The organism is Dorea sp. AF24-7LB (assembly GCF_003478575.1).
In the GTDB taxonomy this organism is placed as follows: domain Bacteria; phylum Bacillota; class Clostridia; order Lachnospirales; family Lachnospiraceae; genus Dorea_D; species Dorea_D hominis.
The window spans coordinates 1-16,241 of sequence record NZ_QUFR01000013.1 but is presented as its reverse complement, the minus strand read 5'-3'; the positions used below and the strand labels follow the sequence as shown (position 1 = coordinate 16,241).

Here is a 16,241-nt window from a genome sequence, read left to right as displayed (position 1 = left end):
CGTATCGAGAAAGCATTATTAAACGTAAAGGAACTTTCAGAATATCTAGGGATTGGTGATACAAAAGCAAGGGAGCTTTTACATAATCCATATAATAATTTTACGGTGAGGATTGGAAATCGTCTGTATGCTCACAAAGTAAGATTAGATAAATGGCTGAATAATCAAGTTGTAGAGTAAGAAAAGGACTATTTGACAGTTTTTCGTACATTTTTAAGGAAGTTCCTCGATTGAAATAACAGGAAATATATGATAAAATTGAGAAGATTTAATAGTTCTTTTCCCGATTTTGCTAGGAAAGGAGGCAGTGATGGGTAAATCACTTAACGGGAAAGAATTAGGGAATGGTATATCTCAAAGAAAAGACGGATTATATCAAGCCCGATTTATCAATCGTTTCGGTAAAAGACAGACAATTTATGCGAAAACTTTAAATGAGGTAAGACATAAGTTGCGAACCGAACAGTATAATGATGAAAAAGCAATCAATGTTGTAGATAAAAATATGACATTAGATGAATGGTTCGATATTTGGCTAAACACTTGTAAGAAGAATTGCAGAAGTTCTACAAAAGGTTCTTATATTACCCACTATAAGCGTATTCAAGGAGAATTAGGGTGGAGAAAATTAACGTCGTTGAACCTAATTGTTATGCAAGAAGCGTTTAATAAATTGAAAACAGACAATGCAAGGAAAAATTCTAAAAAGATACTGGTAGATATGCTGAATAAGGCAGTTGACACAGATTTACTTGTAAAGAATGTCGCAAAACAGATAAATACTGTGATTGCCAAAGAAGAGAAAAAAGAAAGGCGTGTTCTGACAATAAGGGAAACAGAGTTTTTCTTGGAACAGGCAAAAGGAACATTTTATGAAAATTTGTTTATTTTAGCGTTAGAAACAGGATTGCGAGTGGGAGAGTTATCAGCTTTACAATGGGAAGATATAGATTTTAAGAAAAAAGTTATCCATGTAAGGCATACATTGTGTTATTTCAGTAAAAATGGAAAATATGTATTTGAAATGCACGACACCAAAACAAATAACGGAAAAAGAACCATTCCATTGACTGCAAAAGCAATCAATAGTTTAAAATGTCAAAAACTGCAAAAACAGGAAATTATTCTAAAAGGCAAAACTGCAAAGGAAGAATTTCAAAATCTTGTTTTTGTTACAAAGAATAATCAGCCGACACAACAGTTTTTAATCAATCAATGTATGCAGTTGGTTATTCAGAACATAAACAAAGCAGGTATAGATTTTTCCCCCTTTACATTGCACACACTTCGGCATACTTTTGCCACAAGAGCAATCGAATGTGGCATGAACCCGAAAACCTTGCAGAAACTCTTGGGACATGGCACATTACAAATGACAATGGACTTGTATTGCCACGTAACAGAAGATACGCTGTTCTTAGAAATGGAAAAGTTTGAGAAAAGGTGTAGTTGAGTATGAAATGGTGTAAAAATGGTGTAGTAGGGGATAAAAATAGAAAATGAGGGCGTAAAAAGCCCATAAATATGGAGGTTTTAAGAGATATGGAAGCATACAAGCAAGAATTTATTGAATTTATGGTAGAAAGCGATGTGCTGAAATTTGGAGAATTTACATTAAAGAGTGGAAGAAAATCCCCTTTCTTTATGAATGCAGGAGCATATGTGACAGGCTCCCAGCTTAAGAAACTCGGAGAATACTATGCAAAAGCAATCCATGATACATACGGAGATGATTTTGATGTGTTGTTCGGACCGGCATATAAAGGTATTCCACTTGGGGTTGTAACTGCAATTGCATACAGTGAATTATATGGAAAAGAAGTACGTTATTGCTCTGACAGAAAAGAAGAGAAAGATCACGGTGCAGATAAAGGAAGCTTTCTTGGAAGCAAATTAAAAGACGGCGACCGTGTGATCATGATCGAAGATGTTACAACATCCGGTAAATCCATGGAAGAGACAGTTCCTAAGGTAAAAGGCGCCGCTGATGTTACAATCGTGGGACTTATGGTTTCTTTAAACCGTATGGAGGTTGGAAAAGGCGGAGAAAAATGCGCACTCGACGAGATCAAAGACCTGTACGGATTCGATACTGCAGCGATCGTTACAATGGAAGAAGTTACAGAGTGTCTGTATAACAAAGAGTGTAACGGAAAAATTGTGATCGATGATACATTAAAAGCAGCAATTGACGCATATTATAAACAATATGGAGCGAAATAATAACGGAGGATTTCACTATGAATGAGAAGATATACAAATCCATGACTTTTGCAGGAGTTTCTAATATTGCAGTTGGAGTTATCGTAGCAGTGGTAGGTGTTGTCACGGGAATTATTACGATCATTAGCGGTGCCCGTCTGCTGAAAGAGAAGAAGAAGCTTACATTTTAAGCATGGACAGATAAATAAGGGGAGTGTACAAAGTGAATTCGGGCAGTAGAAAGAGAATTCGTATATTAGGGAAGATATTATTCGTATTATATATTATTTTTATTATCTATTTCCTGCTTTTTTCTGACTGGTACGGACGTACCGGTCAGATGCAGGAGTATCATTATAATCTCGTATTATTTAAAGAAATTAAAAGATTCTGGTATTATCGGGATCAGGTAGGCATGTTTGCAACATTTACGAATCTGTTTGGAAATGTTGTGATTTTTATTCCGTTTGGATTTTTTATGCCGATGGCAAGCAAACACAGAAGTTTTCTGGCTACATTGTTTTACAGTTTCGGGTTGAGCTTGTGCGTTGAAAGTTTTCAGCTGATCACGAAAGTCGGATGTTTTGATGTGGATGATCTGTTGCTTAATACGCTTGGCGGTGTGGCAGGATATCTGATATTTATCATCTGTGTGGCACTAAGGAGGATACATGGTCGTAAAAAATAAACAGAAAAGAAAAATGATGCGGACCAGATTCGGACAGTCACCAAGGAGACATTCCAGAAAAGGAATGAAATCATGTATACTTGCAGCGCTGTCATTTCTGCTTCTGGTCTTTATGATCTGGATTTCATTTTGTTTAAAAGGAAATGTAAATATCCTGGTCGGTTTTGCAGGACTGTTTACTATGGTGATGGCAGGATATGGCATTTATCAGGGCGTTACAGGACTGAGAGAAAGAGATAAAAATTACATTACGTGCAAAGTGGGAATTGCAGTCTGCAGCGCACTTTTCCTTGGCATGTGCGCAATATTTATCAGGGGGCTTGTTTAGATGGTGGAAGAAAGATACAATCTGGTGGTAGACAGAATTGGCGATATTAAGGAAGAAAGAACGGTGGATGTGAAGTTCCGTGACTATTTTGTAAAAGTTGCGGAATTTATTCATCTTATTGATGGGACGAAAAAGAAAATAGAGGATCATACATTTGATGGGATGCAGATAGAAGAACTGGCAGCATGGAACAAGAAGCTTTACAGCGATATCCTTCCGGAACATTACCGGGAGAGCTATGCAAATCCGGATTATGCGGTGGCGCAGCTTGGAGAAGCGTATGGAAGCACACTCAGTGCGCTGTATGCGGAAATACGTGCAGCAATCGTGTATGTATATGAAAAGAAAACAGAATATTTAGATATTCTGTTTGAACTTTTTATAGAGGTATATAATCAGTTCGAGGAAGAAGAAATGCCGGAGCCACATGTGTTAAAGGAGATCCTGTACTGGTACGCCAGCGATTACTGTGATGTTTTTGTGGCAGACCGCATCCATGAGCAGGTAGATGCGACACAGTCTTTTGCAGCAGATCTGATCCTTGGAAGTGATCTTGCAGATCTTCGTTATCTGTATCGCTTTGGAGAGTATATCAGTGACAGTGAGCTGACAACTGCAAAATATCTGTTGTCACTGGATGAAACAACAATTCAGAAGATGGCAGATGTATACACAGAAGGATACCGGATCGGTTTTGTGAATACCGGAAAAGATCTGTCTAAGAAAAAGACGGTCAATATCCGTTATGTATTAGGCTTTGAACGTGTTGTCAAAAAAGCAATTGAGAATTTTGATAAAATGGGGCTTAAGCCGGTTATTTACCGGAGTGGTGTCAGCATGCTGACGAAGAGACAGCATTTGAAGATTGGATACTATGGAGCTATTGCAAATAAACAATATGAGTATGATCACAGAAATGACCAGGCGTTATTTTTGGATAAGAAATTTGTGGAACGCAAATTAGAAGTGATCGCGACTACTTACGAACATCTGAAAGAAGAAGCGGGAGCTTTTGCAGGACCGGCATGCATAGAGATGTTTGGAGAAGTTCCGTTTGTGCCGGAGCAGAAAGAAACAGCTCTGAAATTAAGCGAGAAACAGCAGGAGTTGTCCGTATTTTTTGACGGACGTCAGAGTCGGCTTACGAACACTTATATTCCGGGAGATGAGAGAAGTTTTACGATCATTGCGTATCCGGTGCCGGAGATCGGAGAAGATTACGAGGAGATATTCCAGGAGATTATCCGGATCAATACGCTGGATGCGGGATTGTATGAACAGGTTCAGCAGACACTGATCGATGCACTGGACCGAGGAGAGTCCGTGCATATCTGCGGGGAAAATGGGAACCGCACTGACCTTACTGTACAGCTACACACGCTGAGTGATCCGGAAAAAGAGACAATTTTTGAAAACTGTGTTGCTGATGTGAACATTCCGGTGGGAGAAGTATTTACATCACCGGTACTGGAAGGAACAAACGGTGTACTGCATGTGAGCAAAGTTTATCTGAATGAGTTACAGTACAAAGATTTGGAAATTACATTTTCCAATGGAATGGTTGCAGATTATCGGTGTAGCAATTTCGAACGCGAGCTGGAGAATAAGGAATATATCCGGGATAATGTTTTATATCGTCATGACACACTGGCACTTGGAGAATTCGCAATCGGAACAAATACGACTGCTTATCAGGCGGCAAAAAAATATGGCATTGAGGATAAAATGCCGATTCTGATCGCAGAGAAGATGGGACCACATTTTGCAGTGGGGGATACCTGCTATAGTTGGTGTGAGGATATAGCGGTTTACAATCCAAATGGGAAAGAAATCATAGCAAGAGATAATTCGGTCTCAATCCAGAGAAAAGAGGATTTGGGAAAGGCGTACTATCACTGCCATACAGATATTACCATTCCGTACGAAGAACTTGGAAAGATCGAAGTAAATAAAAAAGACGGCGGTCATATTTTACTTCTGGAACATGGAAGGTTTGTTCTGCCGGGTACGGAGATTTTAAATGAGCCATTGAAAAATATAGATAAATAATGTAATATTTTGAATAGTAGAAGAACAGAAAGGAAGAGAAAAATGCCAAAAGTAGGAATTGTGATGGGCAGCGACTCGGATTTAAAAGTAATGAGCAAAGCTGCAGCGATGTTGGAAAAATTAGGGATTGATTATGAGATGACGATTATCTCAGCGCACAGAGAACCAGATGTTTTCTTCGACTGGGCGAAATCCGCAGAAGGAAAAGGAATTAAAGTAATCATAGCAGGTGCAGGTATGGCAGCACATCTTCCGGGAATGTGTGCGGCATTATTCCCGATGCCGGTTGTGGGAGTGCCGATGTCAGGTAAGAACTTGGCGGGTGAAGATGCACTGTTTTCAATTGTACAGATGCCACCTGGAATCCCGGTTGCCACAGTAGCAATTGATGGTGGTATGAACGCAGCAATTCTTGCAGCTAAGATTCTTGCAGTTTCAGACGCAGAGCTTCTTGAAAAGCTTAAAGCTTATACAACAGAGATGAAAGAGACAGTACAGGCAAAAGCTGCAAAACTGGATGAAATCGGATACGAAGCATATTTAAATAAATAAAACATACACAAAGGAGACGAGTTATGGATTACAAAAAAGCTGGTGTCGATATTGAGGCAGGTTATAGATCAGTAGAACTGATGAAGGAGCATGTAAAGAAAACAATGCGTCCGGAAGTTTTAGGCGGACTGGGAGGATTCTCAGGAGCATTTTCTCTTACAAAGATTAAAGAGATGGAAGAGCCGGTGCTCTTATCCGGAACAGATGGATGTGGAACAAAAGTGAAACTTGCCATGGTCATGGACAAGCATGATACGATCGGGATCGATGCAGTAGCAATGTGCGTCAATGATATTGCATGTGCAGGTGGAGAACCGTTATTTTTCTTGGATTATATTGCGTGTGGCAAGAATTATCCGGAGAAGATCGCAGCAATCGTAAGTGGTGTTGCAGAAGGATGCCTTCAGTCAGAGGCGGCGCTGATCGGTGGAGAGACAGCAGAGCATCCGGGACTTATGCCGGAGAATGACTATGATCTGGCTGGTTTTGCAGTTGGTGTCTGCGATAAGAAAGATATGATTACAGGGGAGAATTTAAAAGCAGGCGATGTACTGATTGGTATGGCGTCCAGCGGTGTACACAGTAATGGTTTTTCTCTCGTCCGCAAAGTTTTTGAGATGACAAAAGAATCTCTGGATACTTATTATGATGAACTTGGCAAGACGCTTGGAGAGGCGTTACTTGCTCCGACAAGAATCTATGTAAAAGCTTTGAAGAATGTGAAAAATGTCGGTGTAACAGTAAAAGCCTGCAGCCATATTACCGGTGGTGGATTTTATGAAAATATTCCTCGTATGCTCATTGACGGTATGCATGCAGTTGTAGAAAAAGACAGCTATCCGGTACCACCAATCTTCAAACTGCTTGCTGAGAAAGGCGATATTGAAGAGCAGATGATGTACAATACATACAATATGGGATTGGGTATGATCGTTGCAGTTGATCCGGCAGATGTTGATAAGACAATGGAAGCAATCAAGGCAGCAGGAGATGAACCGTATGTTGTAGGACATATTGAAGCGGGAGAAAAAGGAGTTACCTTATGCTAAATGTAGTTGTAATGGTATCCGGCGGAGGAACGAATCTTCAGGCGATCATTGACGCAGTTCATTCCGGCAAGATTACAAATACCCGGATTGCAGGTGTGATCAGCAATAATCAGAATGCATATGCACTGACAAGGGCAGAGGAGAATGGTATTGCTGCGCAGTGCATTTCACCTAAGCAGTTTTCAGACAGAACAGAATTTAACAGGGCACTGCTTGATGTGGTTGATGCGATGGAACCGGATCTTATCGTACTGGCTGGATTTCTGGTTGTAATTCCACCGGAGATGATCCGTAAATATGAACACCGTATCATTAATATACATCCGTCTCTGATCCCGTCTTTTTGCGGGACTGGATATTATGGACTGAAAGTACATGAAGCGGCACTTGCAAGAGGTGTGAAAGTGGTCGGTGCGACCGTGCATTTTGTAGATGAAGGAACTGATACAGGACCGATCATCCTGCAAAAAGCGGTGGAAGTACAGAATGGAGATACTCCGCAGATACTTCAGCGACGTGTGATGGAGCAGGCAGAGTGGCAGATCCTGCCAAGAGCGATTGACCTGATCGCTAATGGAAAAGTAAGTGTGACAGAAAGAATTGCAACAGTGAATGAATAAGTGGAGGACGAGAAGATGAATGTATTGATCGTAGGTAGCGGCGGAAGAGAACATGCAATTGCTTATTGTGTAGCAAAGAGCCCGAAGGCAGATAAGATATACTGTGTTCCGGGGAATGCAGGAATAGCACAGATTGCAGAGTGTGCGCCAATCGGAGCGATGGAATTTGACAAAATTGTAGCTTTTGCAAAGAAAAAGGACATCGATCTCGTTATCGTCGGAATGGATGATCCTTTGGTAGGCGGACTGGTAGATGCGCTGGAAGCAGAAGGTATTCGTACATTCGGACCAAGAAAGAATGCAGCAATTCTGGAAGGTTCAAAAGCATTTTCCAAAGATCTGATGAAAAAATACAATATTCCAACGGCTGCTTATGAGAATTTTACAGATCCGGATAAGGCACTTGATTATCTGAAAACAGCAAAGATGCCGGTTGTATTAAAAGCAGACGGACTGGCACTTGGAAAAGGTGTACTGATCTGCAATACACTGGAAGAGGCAAAAGAAGGCGTGAAGACGATTATGCTGGATAAGAAATTTGGCTCTGCCGGTAACGAAATGGTGATTGAAGAGTTCATGGTTGGACGTGAAGTCTCTGTTCTTTCTTTCGTAGATGGAAATACAATCAAGACAATGACTTCTGCACAGGATCATAAACGTGCAGGAGACGGAGATACAGGACTTAATACTGGCGGAATGGGTACATTCTCGCCAAGCCCGTTCTACACAAAAGAGGTAGAAGATTTCTGTAATAAATATATTTATCAGGCAACGGTTGATGCCATGAAAGCTGAAGGAAGACCATTTAAAGGTGTGATTTTCTTCGGACTCATGCTGACAGAAGCTGGTCCGAAAGTGTTGGAGTACAATGCCCGATTCGGAGATCCGGAAGCGCAGGTTGTCCTGCCACGTATGAAGAATGATATTTTGGAAGTGGTAGAAGCCTGCATAGATGGAACGCTTGATCAGGTAGATCTGCAGTTTGAAGACAATGCAGCAGTATGTGTCGTCCTGGCAAGTGATGGATATCCGGTCAAATACGAAAAAGGAATTCCAATCCACGGTCTGGAAAAATTCGATGATGCAGACGGATATTATTGTTTCCATGCAGGGACGAAAGAAAACGATGGACAGATTGTCACAAACGGAGGACGTGTTCTTGGAATTACTGCAAAAGGAAAAGATTTAAAAGAAGCCCGTGCAAATGCTTATGCAGCAACAGAATGGGTGGAATTTGCAAACAAATATATGCGTCATGATATCGGTAAAGCGATTGACGATGCAATGTAAAATAAAATATAGTATTTATTAAAAACATAAAAGCCGGCTTCCGGTTAGCGGATGATGTGTCTCTGTATCAGGATACATCATCCGCTAACCGGAAGCTGGCTTCTTGTTATGGCGGCATCTGACGACCGCTAATCAACGAATAAAACTCGCAGAGCGTGTTTTGACGTTAAACATATTAATATGTGCCCAGCTCACTTAAGTACTGGTCGATTTTTTTCAGCCGCTTCTCAATGCCCTTCACATGGTGGCTGATCGTATCAAGCAGTGCTTCACATGCAAACTGTGGTGCGACAAGAGAATTGAAAAAAGCATTGCTGTCAACCGGAACTGTAATCAGAACAGTGGCATAAGGTGCGAGAAGTGCACTTGGCTTGTCTGTGAAAAGAATAATCTGTGCGCCGGCATCACATGCCATCTGTACAGCAAGTTTATCCATGGAAGAGTACCTTGGAAAGCTGAATACGATCAGGCAGTCCTCTTTTGAAATATTACACATATGATCAATCGGGCTGATGGAAGCGGAAGAAGTGCTTTCCACTCCGCGTACCATATGCTTCAGGTACAGAAGAAAATAATCGCCCAGACATGCATTGCCGCGGGATGCAACGATATATTTGTGTCTGCTGTTGATAATAATATTTGCAGCTTCATCAAAAGCAGAAGTTGCATTCTGCGAAAAAATAGTATCCAGATTTTTCGTTGTATTTTTATAATGTCTTTTAATATAATCTGAATTGGTTTCCAATTTTGCCTGCTTGGCAACTCGCTGTGAAGGTACAGTAATGGAGCTGGAAATGCTCAGCACCTTATCCTGATAATCCTTTCGCAGGGATTTCTGGAATTCCATAAATCCACTGTAACCCAGAGAGCGGCTGAACCGTACGACAGAAGATTCGCTTACGCCAAGAGTGTCGGCGATATCCGTTGAAGTCATAAAGCAGGCATCGGCTGAATTGTCCAGAACATATTTGGCAATCAGCTTCTGCGTTTTTGTCAGAGTTGCATTATGTATTGTTTCTCTTAGTTCTTTCATAGTCTATTCCTCAGTTTTTTTACATATAATTTTACATATAAATAGAAATGAGATATTTCTAACTTAAATTTAATCATGAAAAGCCTAAATATGCAAGTGCAATTGTCGGTACAATTGACATATTATTAACGAAAATAAAACTTTCGTGAAATAAATAACTTTTATTGCATAATAGAAAGGCTTGTGTTAGTATAATTTTAGAGATAAATGAATAATATTCTTCATAAAAAATAAAAGATGAAAAATATTATCCCGGAAACTAAAAAGAAACGACATCAGTAAAACAGGAGGTAGTAAAAATGAAAGTTGGATGCGTAAAAGAAATCAAAAACAATGAATTTCGTGTAGGTATGACCCCTAACAATGTAAAGAGTTACAAAAATGCAGGACATGAAGTTTATATCGAAAAAGGCGCAGGGGTTGGCTCCGGCTTTACAGACAAAGAGTATGAAGATGCGGGCGCAATCATGATTGATTCCGCAAAAGAAGTATGGGACACCGTTGAGATGATGATCAAAGTAAAAGAGCCTCTTCCGGAAGAATATCCATTATTCCATGAAGGCCTGATTCTTTATACATATTTACATCTGGCAGCGGACAAACCGCAGACAGATGCACTCCTGAATGGAAAAGTAAAAGGCGTTGCATATGAGACATTGATCGAGCGTGACGGAAGTATTCCGCTTCTTGCACCGATGAGCCAGATTGCAGGCCGTCTGAGTATTCAGGAAGGCGCGAAATACCTCGAAAAACGTTTTGGCGGAGAAGGTGTTCTCCTGGCAGGTGTTCCAGGTACACCAAAGGCTAATATTGTAATCTTAGGCGGTGGTTCTGTAGGAACGAACGCATGCAAGATCGCAGTAGGTATGGGTGCCAATGTAACAATCCTTGATATCAATTTAAAGAGACTTGCATATCTGGATGATATTTTTGGAGCAAGAATCCAGACACTTGCATCTAATGATTCCAATATCGAACATGCAGTAAAAGAGGCAGATCTTGTAATCGGTTCTGTTCTGATTCCTGGTAAATCTGCACCGAAGCTGTTTAAAAAAGCATATTTAAAAGAGATGAAACCAGGTGCTGTATTTGTTGACGTGGCAGTTGACCAGGGCGGATGCGGTGAGACAACAAAAGTTACGTATCATGATGATCCGATTTTTATTGAAGACGGAATCGTACATTACTGTGTAGGAAATATGCCTGGAGCAGTTCCGAGAACATCTACAATTGCACTTACGAATGCAACATTAAGCTATGGACTTCAGATTGCAGGAAAAGGTCTGGAGCAGGCTTGTAAAGATAACGAAGTGATTTTCTCAGCAATTAATACATACGATGGAAAACTGACATGTAAGAACGTTGCAGACAGTTATGACTGCTACGAATATGCAGATATCCATACACTCGTATAAGAGAGAAATTTCCAAACTTAATTCCTTCAAAGTTGCGAAAGAGAGCTTACAGTTTTTATTGTAAGCTCTCTTTAATTGTGTTATAGTGGTTGTATAACAAAATGAAAAAGGTGATAATGTGCTGATAGAAGTTGATTTTAACAGCGATGAAGCAATCTATGTACAGTTGCAGAACCAGATCATTATGGGAATTGCAACAGAGATGATCAAAGAAGGTGATACGCTTCCGTCGGTCAGACGTCTTGCAGACAATATAGGGATTAATATGCATACGGTGAACAAGGCATATTCTATTTTAAAGCAGGAAGGCTTTATACAGCTTGACCGCAGACGAGGTGCTGTGATCGCCATTGACGTAGACAAAGCGAGAGCGCTTCTGAAGTTGGAAGGACAGTTAAGAATCCTTCTGGCAAAGGGATGCTGTAAGAATATAACCAGAGAAGAAGTTCATACTCTGGTTGATGAGATTTTTGATGAATACGGGAAAGGAAAGACAGAATGATTTATACAGAACAGGCAAAAGAGGCGCTTCGCCTGTCCAGGACAATTGCGAAGGAGCTGCATCATCCTTATATAGGAACTGAGCATTTACTGCTTGCATTACAGAAAGTATTTACAGGTGTTGCAGGACAGGTGTTGGCAATGAACCGTGTGGATGAAGAACGTCTCGTGCAGGTTATTAATGAACTTGTAACTCCGGTTGCAGGTATACAGACGATTGACAGCAGAAGTATTAAGAACAGTCCAAGATTGGAATTTGTGTTAGAAGAGAGTAAGATAGAAGCAGTGCGCGTGCATGCAGATAAGATAGGAACAGAACACATGCTCCTTGCGCTTGTGCATGATGCAGACTGTGTGGCGGCAAGAATATTGCAGACGTTAAATATCAGTCTGCAGAAGATATCACAGGATATCTGGCTTGTATCCGGTGTTGATCCGAGAGAGATGATGGAGGATATGGCAGCAGATGCAGGTGGAAGAAAGGATTCCGTGCTGGATCAGTATGGAACAGATCTGACACTGCGTGCAGAAGAAGGCAAATTAGATCCGGTGATCGGACGAGAGAAAGAGATTGAGCGTCTGATGGAGATCTTGAGCAGAAGAACAAAGAACAATCCGTGCCTAGTCGGCGAACCGGGGGTAGGAAAGACCGCAGTGATCGAAGGTCTTGCAGCCCGAATTGCTGCAGGAATTGTTCCGGAAAGTATGAAGAACAGGCGGATTTATACGATGGATCTTGCGGGAATGCTTGCAGGCACGAAGTACCGCGGAGAATTTGAAGAACGTATGAAACGGCTGATCCGTGAAGTAGAGAATGCTGGAGATATCATTTTATTTCTGGATGAAGTGCATACGATCATTGGCGCAGGCGGTGCAGAAGGTGCGATGGATGCTTCTAATATTTTAAAACCATCGCTTGCGAGAGGAGAACTGCAGCTTATTGGTGCAACAACGATTTCTGAATATCGCAAATATATAGAGAAAGATGCTGCATTGGAGCGCAGATTCCAGCCGGTTATGATTGAAGAGCCGGATGAGAAGAAGTGCACAGAGATTTTAAAAGGATTAAGAGCCGGTTATGAGAAGCATCATCAGGTAGAGATTGATGAAGAAGCGCTGGATGCTGCGGTGAAGTTATCTGAGCGCTATATCAGTGATCGCTTTTTGCCGGATAAAGCCATCGATGTTCTTGATGAAGCGTGCGCGAAAGTACGGTTGCGTGGATTCAAGGCACCGGCATCTGTATATGATCTGGAGGAACGTCTTGCAAAAGTAAAGACAGATCTGGAAAATGCGATCCGCAGCGGTGATATGTCGGAAGCCAGAGAGAAGAACCAGGAAAAAGAGCAGATCCAGAGGAAATTAGAACGGACGCAGGAGCGCTTCCGGCGGAAGAATAAGGAAAGTAAATTTACTGTCACAGAAGATGATATTGCAGATGTTGTAGCTGAATGGACGAAGATCCCGGTACACAGACTTAAGGAAGAAGAAAGCGTGAGACTTAAGAAGCTGGAGGCAACGCTTCATAAACGTGTAGTCGGTCAGGAAGAAGCCGTTACGGCGGTGGCAAAGGCAGTAAGACGTGGACGTGTCGGTTTGAAAGATCCGAACCGCCCGATCGGTTCATTCTTGTTCCTCGGACCAACTGGTGTAGGAAAGACAGAGCTTTCAAAAGCGTTGGCGGAAGCAATGTTTGGAAGTGAAGAGTCTATGATCCGGGTAGATATGTCCGAATATATGGAAAAACACAGCGTGGCAAAACTAATCGGATCTCCACCGGGATATGTCGGGCATGAAGATGGTGGTCAGTTGAGCGAGCAGGTGCGCAGACATCCATATTCGGTTGTATTGTTCGACGAAATTGAAAAAGCGCATCCGGATGTATTTAATATATTGTTACAGGTTTTAGATGATGGACATATTACAGATTCACAAGGAAGAAAAGTAGATTTCCGTAATACCGTGATTATTATGACATCGAATGCCGGAGCACAGGCGATCATTGATCCGAAGAAGCTTGGATTTAATGTGAAGGAAAATGCGGCCGATGATTATAAGCGGATGAAAGATAATGTCATGCGTGAGATCAAACTGATCTTCCGCCCGGAATTTTTGAACCGTATTGATGAGATTCTTGTGTTCCATCCGCTTGGAAAAGCAGAAATCAAGAAGATTGTCGGAATGATGTGCCGCGAACTTACGAAGCGTGCGAAAGAACAGCTTGGAATTAAACTGACGATCCGTGAATCTGTGAAAGAGTATATTGCAGAAACGGGAATGGATCAAAAATATGGCGCAAGACCGCTCAGAAGAGCGGTACAGAACCAGCTGGAGGAACCGCTGGCAGAAGCACTTCTGAATGGAGAAGTAAAAAAAGACTCCGAAATAGTAGTCGGAATGTCTAAAAAAGAAATAAAATTTATCCCAAAAGCTACAAAATAAAAATGTTTTGATATATAATAGGGATACGAAAGAAGAACTGTAGGAGGACACATGAAATGGCAGCTGTGAAAGAATTATTAAGAGCTGAGAATGATGGAACATTAAGCTTTGGAGATTATACATTAGGGAGTAAGACCAAACTGGACGGTTTTGAATTTCAGGGAGACATTTACAAAGTAAAGACATTTTCTGAGATTACCAAACTGGAGAAGAACGAAATGTTCGTATATGAATCCGTACCGGGAACAGCAGTTACGAATTTTAATGCATCTGAACAAGTCGTTACATTTTCTGTATCAGCAATGCAGGATGCTCAGTTTACACTGGAACTGGAGGCAGATACCGAGTATGTAGTATATCTGGATGATGTGAATGTCGGAGATATGAAGACGAATCTGAGTGGTAAGCTGAGCGTCAGCGCTGAACTGGAACCAGAGCGTTCGATGAAAGTTAAGATCATTAAAAAATAATCCCGAACGATTATTGATATTGATGGAAACAAAGTGAAACAGAAAAGTCAAAAAGGGCTGCGAGAGAGCAGCTCTTTTTTTACCAAATTGTAGGAGCGTTAGAATGGCAAAAGCAAAGAAGAGTGTATATTTCTGTCAGAACTGTGGGCATGAAGAGTCAAAGTGGCTTGGGCAGTGCCCGATGTGTAAGGAATGGAATACATTTGCAGAAGAAAAGGTAGTATCGATAAAAGGACAGAAAAGTTCGAAGGAAAAACAGGTACAGGCAGTAACTTTGTCGAGTGTGACAACAGACGAAGATGAGAGAATGAAAACAGAACTGGTAGAACTGGACAGGGTGCTTGGCGGAGGAATTGTGCCAGGATCACTGGTCCTGGTTGGCGGAGATCCCGGAATTGGTAAATCGACATTACTTTTACAGGTTTGTCAGAAACTTTCTGCAATGAATAAAAAGGTGTTGTATATTTCAGGAGAAGAATCTCTGAAACAAATAAAACTGCGTGCGAACAGGATGGGTGAATTTTCAGAAAATCTTTATCTGTTATGTGAGACAAGTCTGAATCTGATCCAGACAGCAATCGAACGGGAAAAGCCGGATGTGGTAGTGATTGATTCTATACAGACAATGTACAATGAAGAGATTGGATCGGCGCCGGGGAGCGTTTCGCAGGTGCGGGAATCTACGAACGTATTTATGCAATTGGCAAAAGGTATGAATATTGCGATTTTTATTGTCGGTCACGTGACAAAAGAAGGTACAGTTGCAGGACCAAGAGTTCTGGAGCACATGGTAGATACCGTACTTTATTTTGAAGGGGACAGACATGCTTCTTACAGAATACTTCGAGGAGTAAAAAACAGATTTGGCTCCACGAATGAAATTGGCGTGTTTGAAATGAGAAAAGAAGGCCTTGTAGAAGTTGAGAATCCGTCAGAATTTATGCTGAGTGGCAAACCGGAAAATGCATCGGGATCGGTTGTTGCCTGTGCAATGGAAGGAACAAGACCAATGCTGATGGAAATTCAGGCGCTGGTTTGTAAAAGTAACTTTGGAATGCCGAGAAGAACGGCAGCAGGAATTGACTATAACAGAGTGAATCTGCTGATGGCGGTTCTGGAAAAAAGAGTCGGATTGCCGTTATCCGGTTATGATGCGTATGTAAATATTGCCGGAGGAATCCGTATGAATGAGCCGGCAGTAGATCTTGGAATTATAATGGCAGTTGCGTCAAGTTATAAAAATCGTCCTGTAAGTGAAGATACGATTGTGTTTGGTGAAGTTGGGCTCAGTGGTGAGGTGCGTGCAGTAACCATGCCTGAACAGAGAGTTGCAGAGGCTAAGAAGCTTGGATTCAAGGTGTGCGTGGTCCCGGAAGTGTCGTTGAAATCAATTGGTAAAGTAGAAGGAATAGAAGTAATTGGCGTAAAAAGTGTAAATCAGACGATGAACTTATTGTAAGAAATAATTATCAGAATATTCGGAATTGAAGAAATTATAAAAACATTATTGACAATTATGAATTGTAGTGGTATTCTAATATATCTGTCGCGTGAGACACACCTGAGAAGCGTAGATGTCACACGGAAGACAACAAAGAAAAA

At 41.2% G+C, this 16,241-nt stretch carries 17 protein-coding genes; 16 read left to right on the top strand and 1 reads right to left on the bottom strand.

What is annotated here, in order from left to right; all coding sequences use genetic code 11:
* Positions 1-3 precede the first annotated feature (3 nt).
* From DWY31_RS14560 to purD, 11 genes are all read left to right on the top strand, one after another.
* Positions 4-180 (top strand): excisionase, encoded by a 177-nt coding sequence (locus DWY31_RS14560; RefSeq protein WP_073963352.1) that lies wholly within the window; start codon positions 4-6, stop codon positions 178-180.
* A gap of 130 nt (positions 181-310) precedes the next feature.
* Entirely contained in the window at positions 311-1,453 is a 1,143-nt protein-coding gene (locus DWY31_RS11560; protein ID WP_118276833.1) for a tyrosine-type recombinase/integrase, read from the top strand.
* 89 nt (positions 1,454-1,542) lie between these two features.
* On the top strand, positions 1,543-2,223 hold the full coding sequence (pyrE, locus tag DWY31_RS11555) for an orotate phosphoribosyltransferase (RefSeq protein ID WP_118520667.1): 681 nt from the start codon (positions 1,543-1,545) through the stop codon (positions 2,221-2,223).
* Between the two features lie 17 nt (positions 2,224-2,240).
* Positions 2,241-2,393, top strand: coding sequence for a hypothetical protein (locus tag DWY31_RS14055; RefSeq protein ID WP_021861345.1), 153 nt, complete (start codon positions 2,241-2,243; stop codon positions 2,391-2,393).
* A 32-nt stretch (positions 2,394-2,425) separates the two neighbouring features.
* Complete coding sequence (locus tag DWY31_RS11550) at positions 2,426-2,890, top strand: VanZ family protein (RefSeq protein WP_021861346.1); 465 nt, start codon at positions 2,426-2,428, stop codon at positions 2,888-2,890.
* Entirely contained in the window at positions 2,874-3,218 is a 345-nt protein-coding gene (locus DWY31_RS11545; protein WP_021861347.1) for a DUF6142 family protein, read from the top strand. The genes DWY31_RS11550 and DWY31_RS11545 overlap by 17 nt, the downstream gene beginning before the upstream one ends.
* A complete protein-coding gene (locus DWY31_RS11540) occupies positions 3,219-5,267 on the top strand; it encodes an aminopeptidase (protein WP_118520665.1) in 2,049 nt (682 codons plus the stop codon).
* A gap of 42 nt (positions 5,268-5,309) precedes the next feature.
* A complete protein-coding gene (purE, locus tag DWY31_RS11535; RefSeq protein ID WP_021861349.1) occupies positions 5,310-5,819 on the top strand; it encodes a 5-(carboxyamino)imidazole ribonucleotide mutase in 510 nt (169 codons plus the stop codon).
* A gap of 23 nt (positions 5,820-5,842) precedes the next feature.
* Positions 5,843-6,868 carry a phosphoribosylformylglycinamidine cyclo-ligase gene (gene purM, locus DWY31_RS11530; protein ID WP_117538415.1) on the top strand — a complete coding sequence of 342 codons (1,026 nt, stop codon included), beginning with the start codon at positions 5,843-5,845 and terminating at the stop codon, positions 6,866-6,868.
* Entirely contained in the window at positions 6,862-7,488 is a 627-nt protein-coding gene (gene purN, locus DWY31_RS11525; protein WP_117538416.1) for a phosphoribosylglycinamide formyltransferase, read from the top strand. The genes purM and purN overlap by 7 nt, the downstream gene beginning before the upstream one ends.
* A gap of 15 nt (positions 7,489-7,503) precedes the next feature.
* Positions 7,504-8,778 carry a phosphoribosylamine--glycine ligase gene (purD, locus tag DWY31_RS11520; protein ID WP_021861352.1) on the top strand — a complete coding sequence of 425 codons (1,275 nt, stop codon included), beginning with the start codon at positions 7,504-7,506 and terminating at the stop codon, positions 8,776-8,778.
* 175 nt (positions 8,779-8,953) lie between these two features.
* Here purD and DWY31_RS11515 read toward each other — a convergent pair whose 3' ends face one another.
* Positions 8,954-9,811: a MurR/RpiR family transcriptional regulator gene (locus DWY31_RS11515; protein WP_117538417.1), complete on the bottom strand. Its 858-nt coding sequence runs from the start codon at positions 9,809-9,811 to the stop codon at positions 8,954-8,956.
* Positions 9,812-10,110: 299 nt separating this feature from the next.
* On the opposite strand from DWY31_RS11515, the gene ald reads away from it, so the two are divergent.
* The 5 genes from ald to radA all read left to right on the top strand — a co-directional run bounded on the left by ald (position 10,111) and on the right by radA (position 16,098).
* Positions 10,111-11,226 carry an alanine dehydrogenase gene (ald, locus tag DWY31_RS11510; protein WP_021861354.1) on the top strand — a complete coding sequence of 372 codons (1,116 nt, stop codon included), beginning with the start codon at positions 10,111-10,113 and terminating at the stop codon, positions 11,224-11,226.
* A 118-nt stretch (positions 11,227-11,344) separates the two neighbouring features.
* Positions 11,345-11,728 (top strand): GntR family transcriptional regulator, encoded by a 384-nt coding sequence (locus DWY31_RS11505; protein ID WP_118520663.1) that lies wholly within the window; start codon positions 11,345-11,347, stop codon positions 11,726-11,728.
* On the top strand, positions 11,725-14,169 hold the full coding sequence (locus DWY31_RS11500) for an ATP-dependent Clp protease ATP-binding subunit (protein ID WP_118520661.1): 2,445 nt from the start codon (positions 11,725-11,727) through the stop codon (positions 14,167-14,169). The genes DWY31_RS11505 and DWY31_RS11500 overlap by 4 nt, the downstream gene beginning before the upstream one ends.
* 56 nt (positions 14,170-14,225) lie before the next feature.
* A complete protein-coding gene (locus DWY31_RS11495) occupies positions 14,226-14,639 on the top strand; it encodes an endosialidase (RefSeq protein WP_118520659.1) in 414 nt (137 codons plus the stop codon).
* A 103-nt stretch (positions 14,640-14,742) separates the two neighbouring features.
* Positions 14,743-16,098, top strand: coding sequence for a DNA repair protein RadA (gene radA / locus DWY31_RS11490; protein ID WP_118520657.1), 1,356 nt, complete (start codon positions 14,743-14,745; stop codon positions 16,096-16,098).
* Positions 16,099-16,241 lie beyond the last annotated feature (143 nt).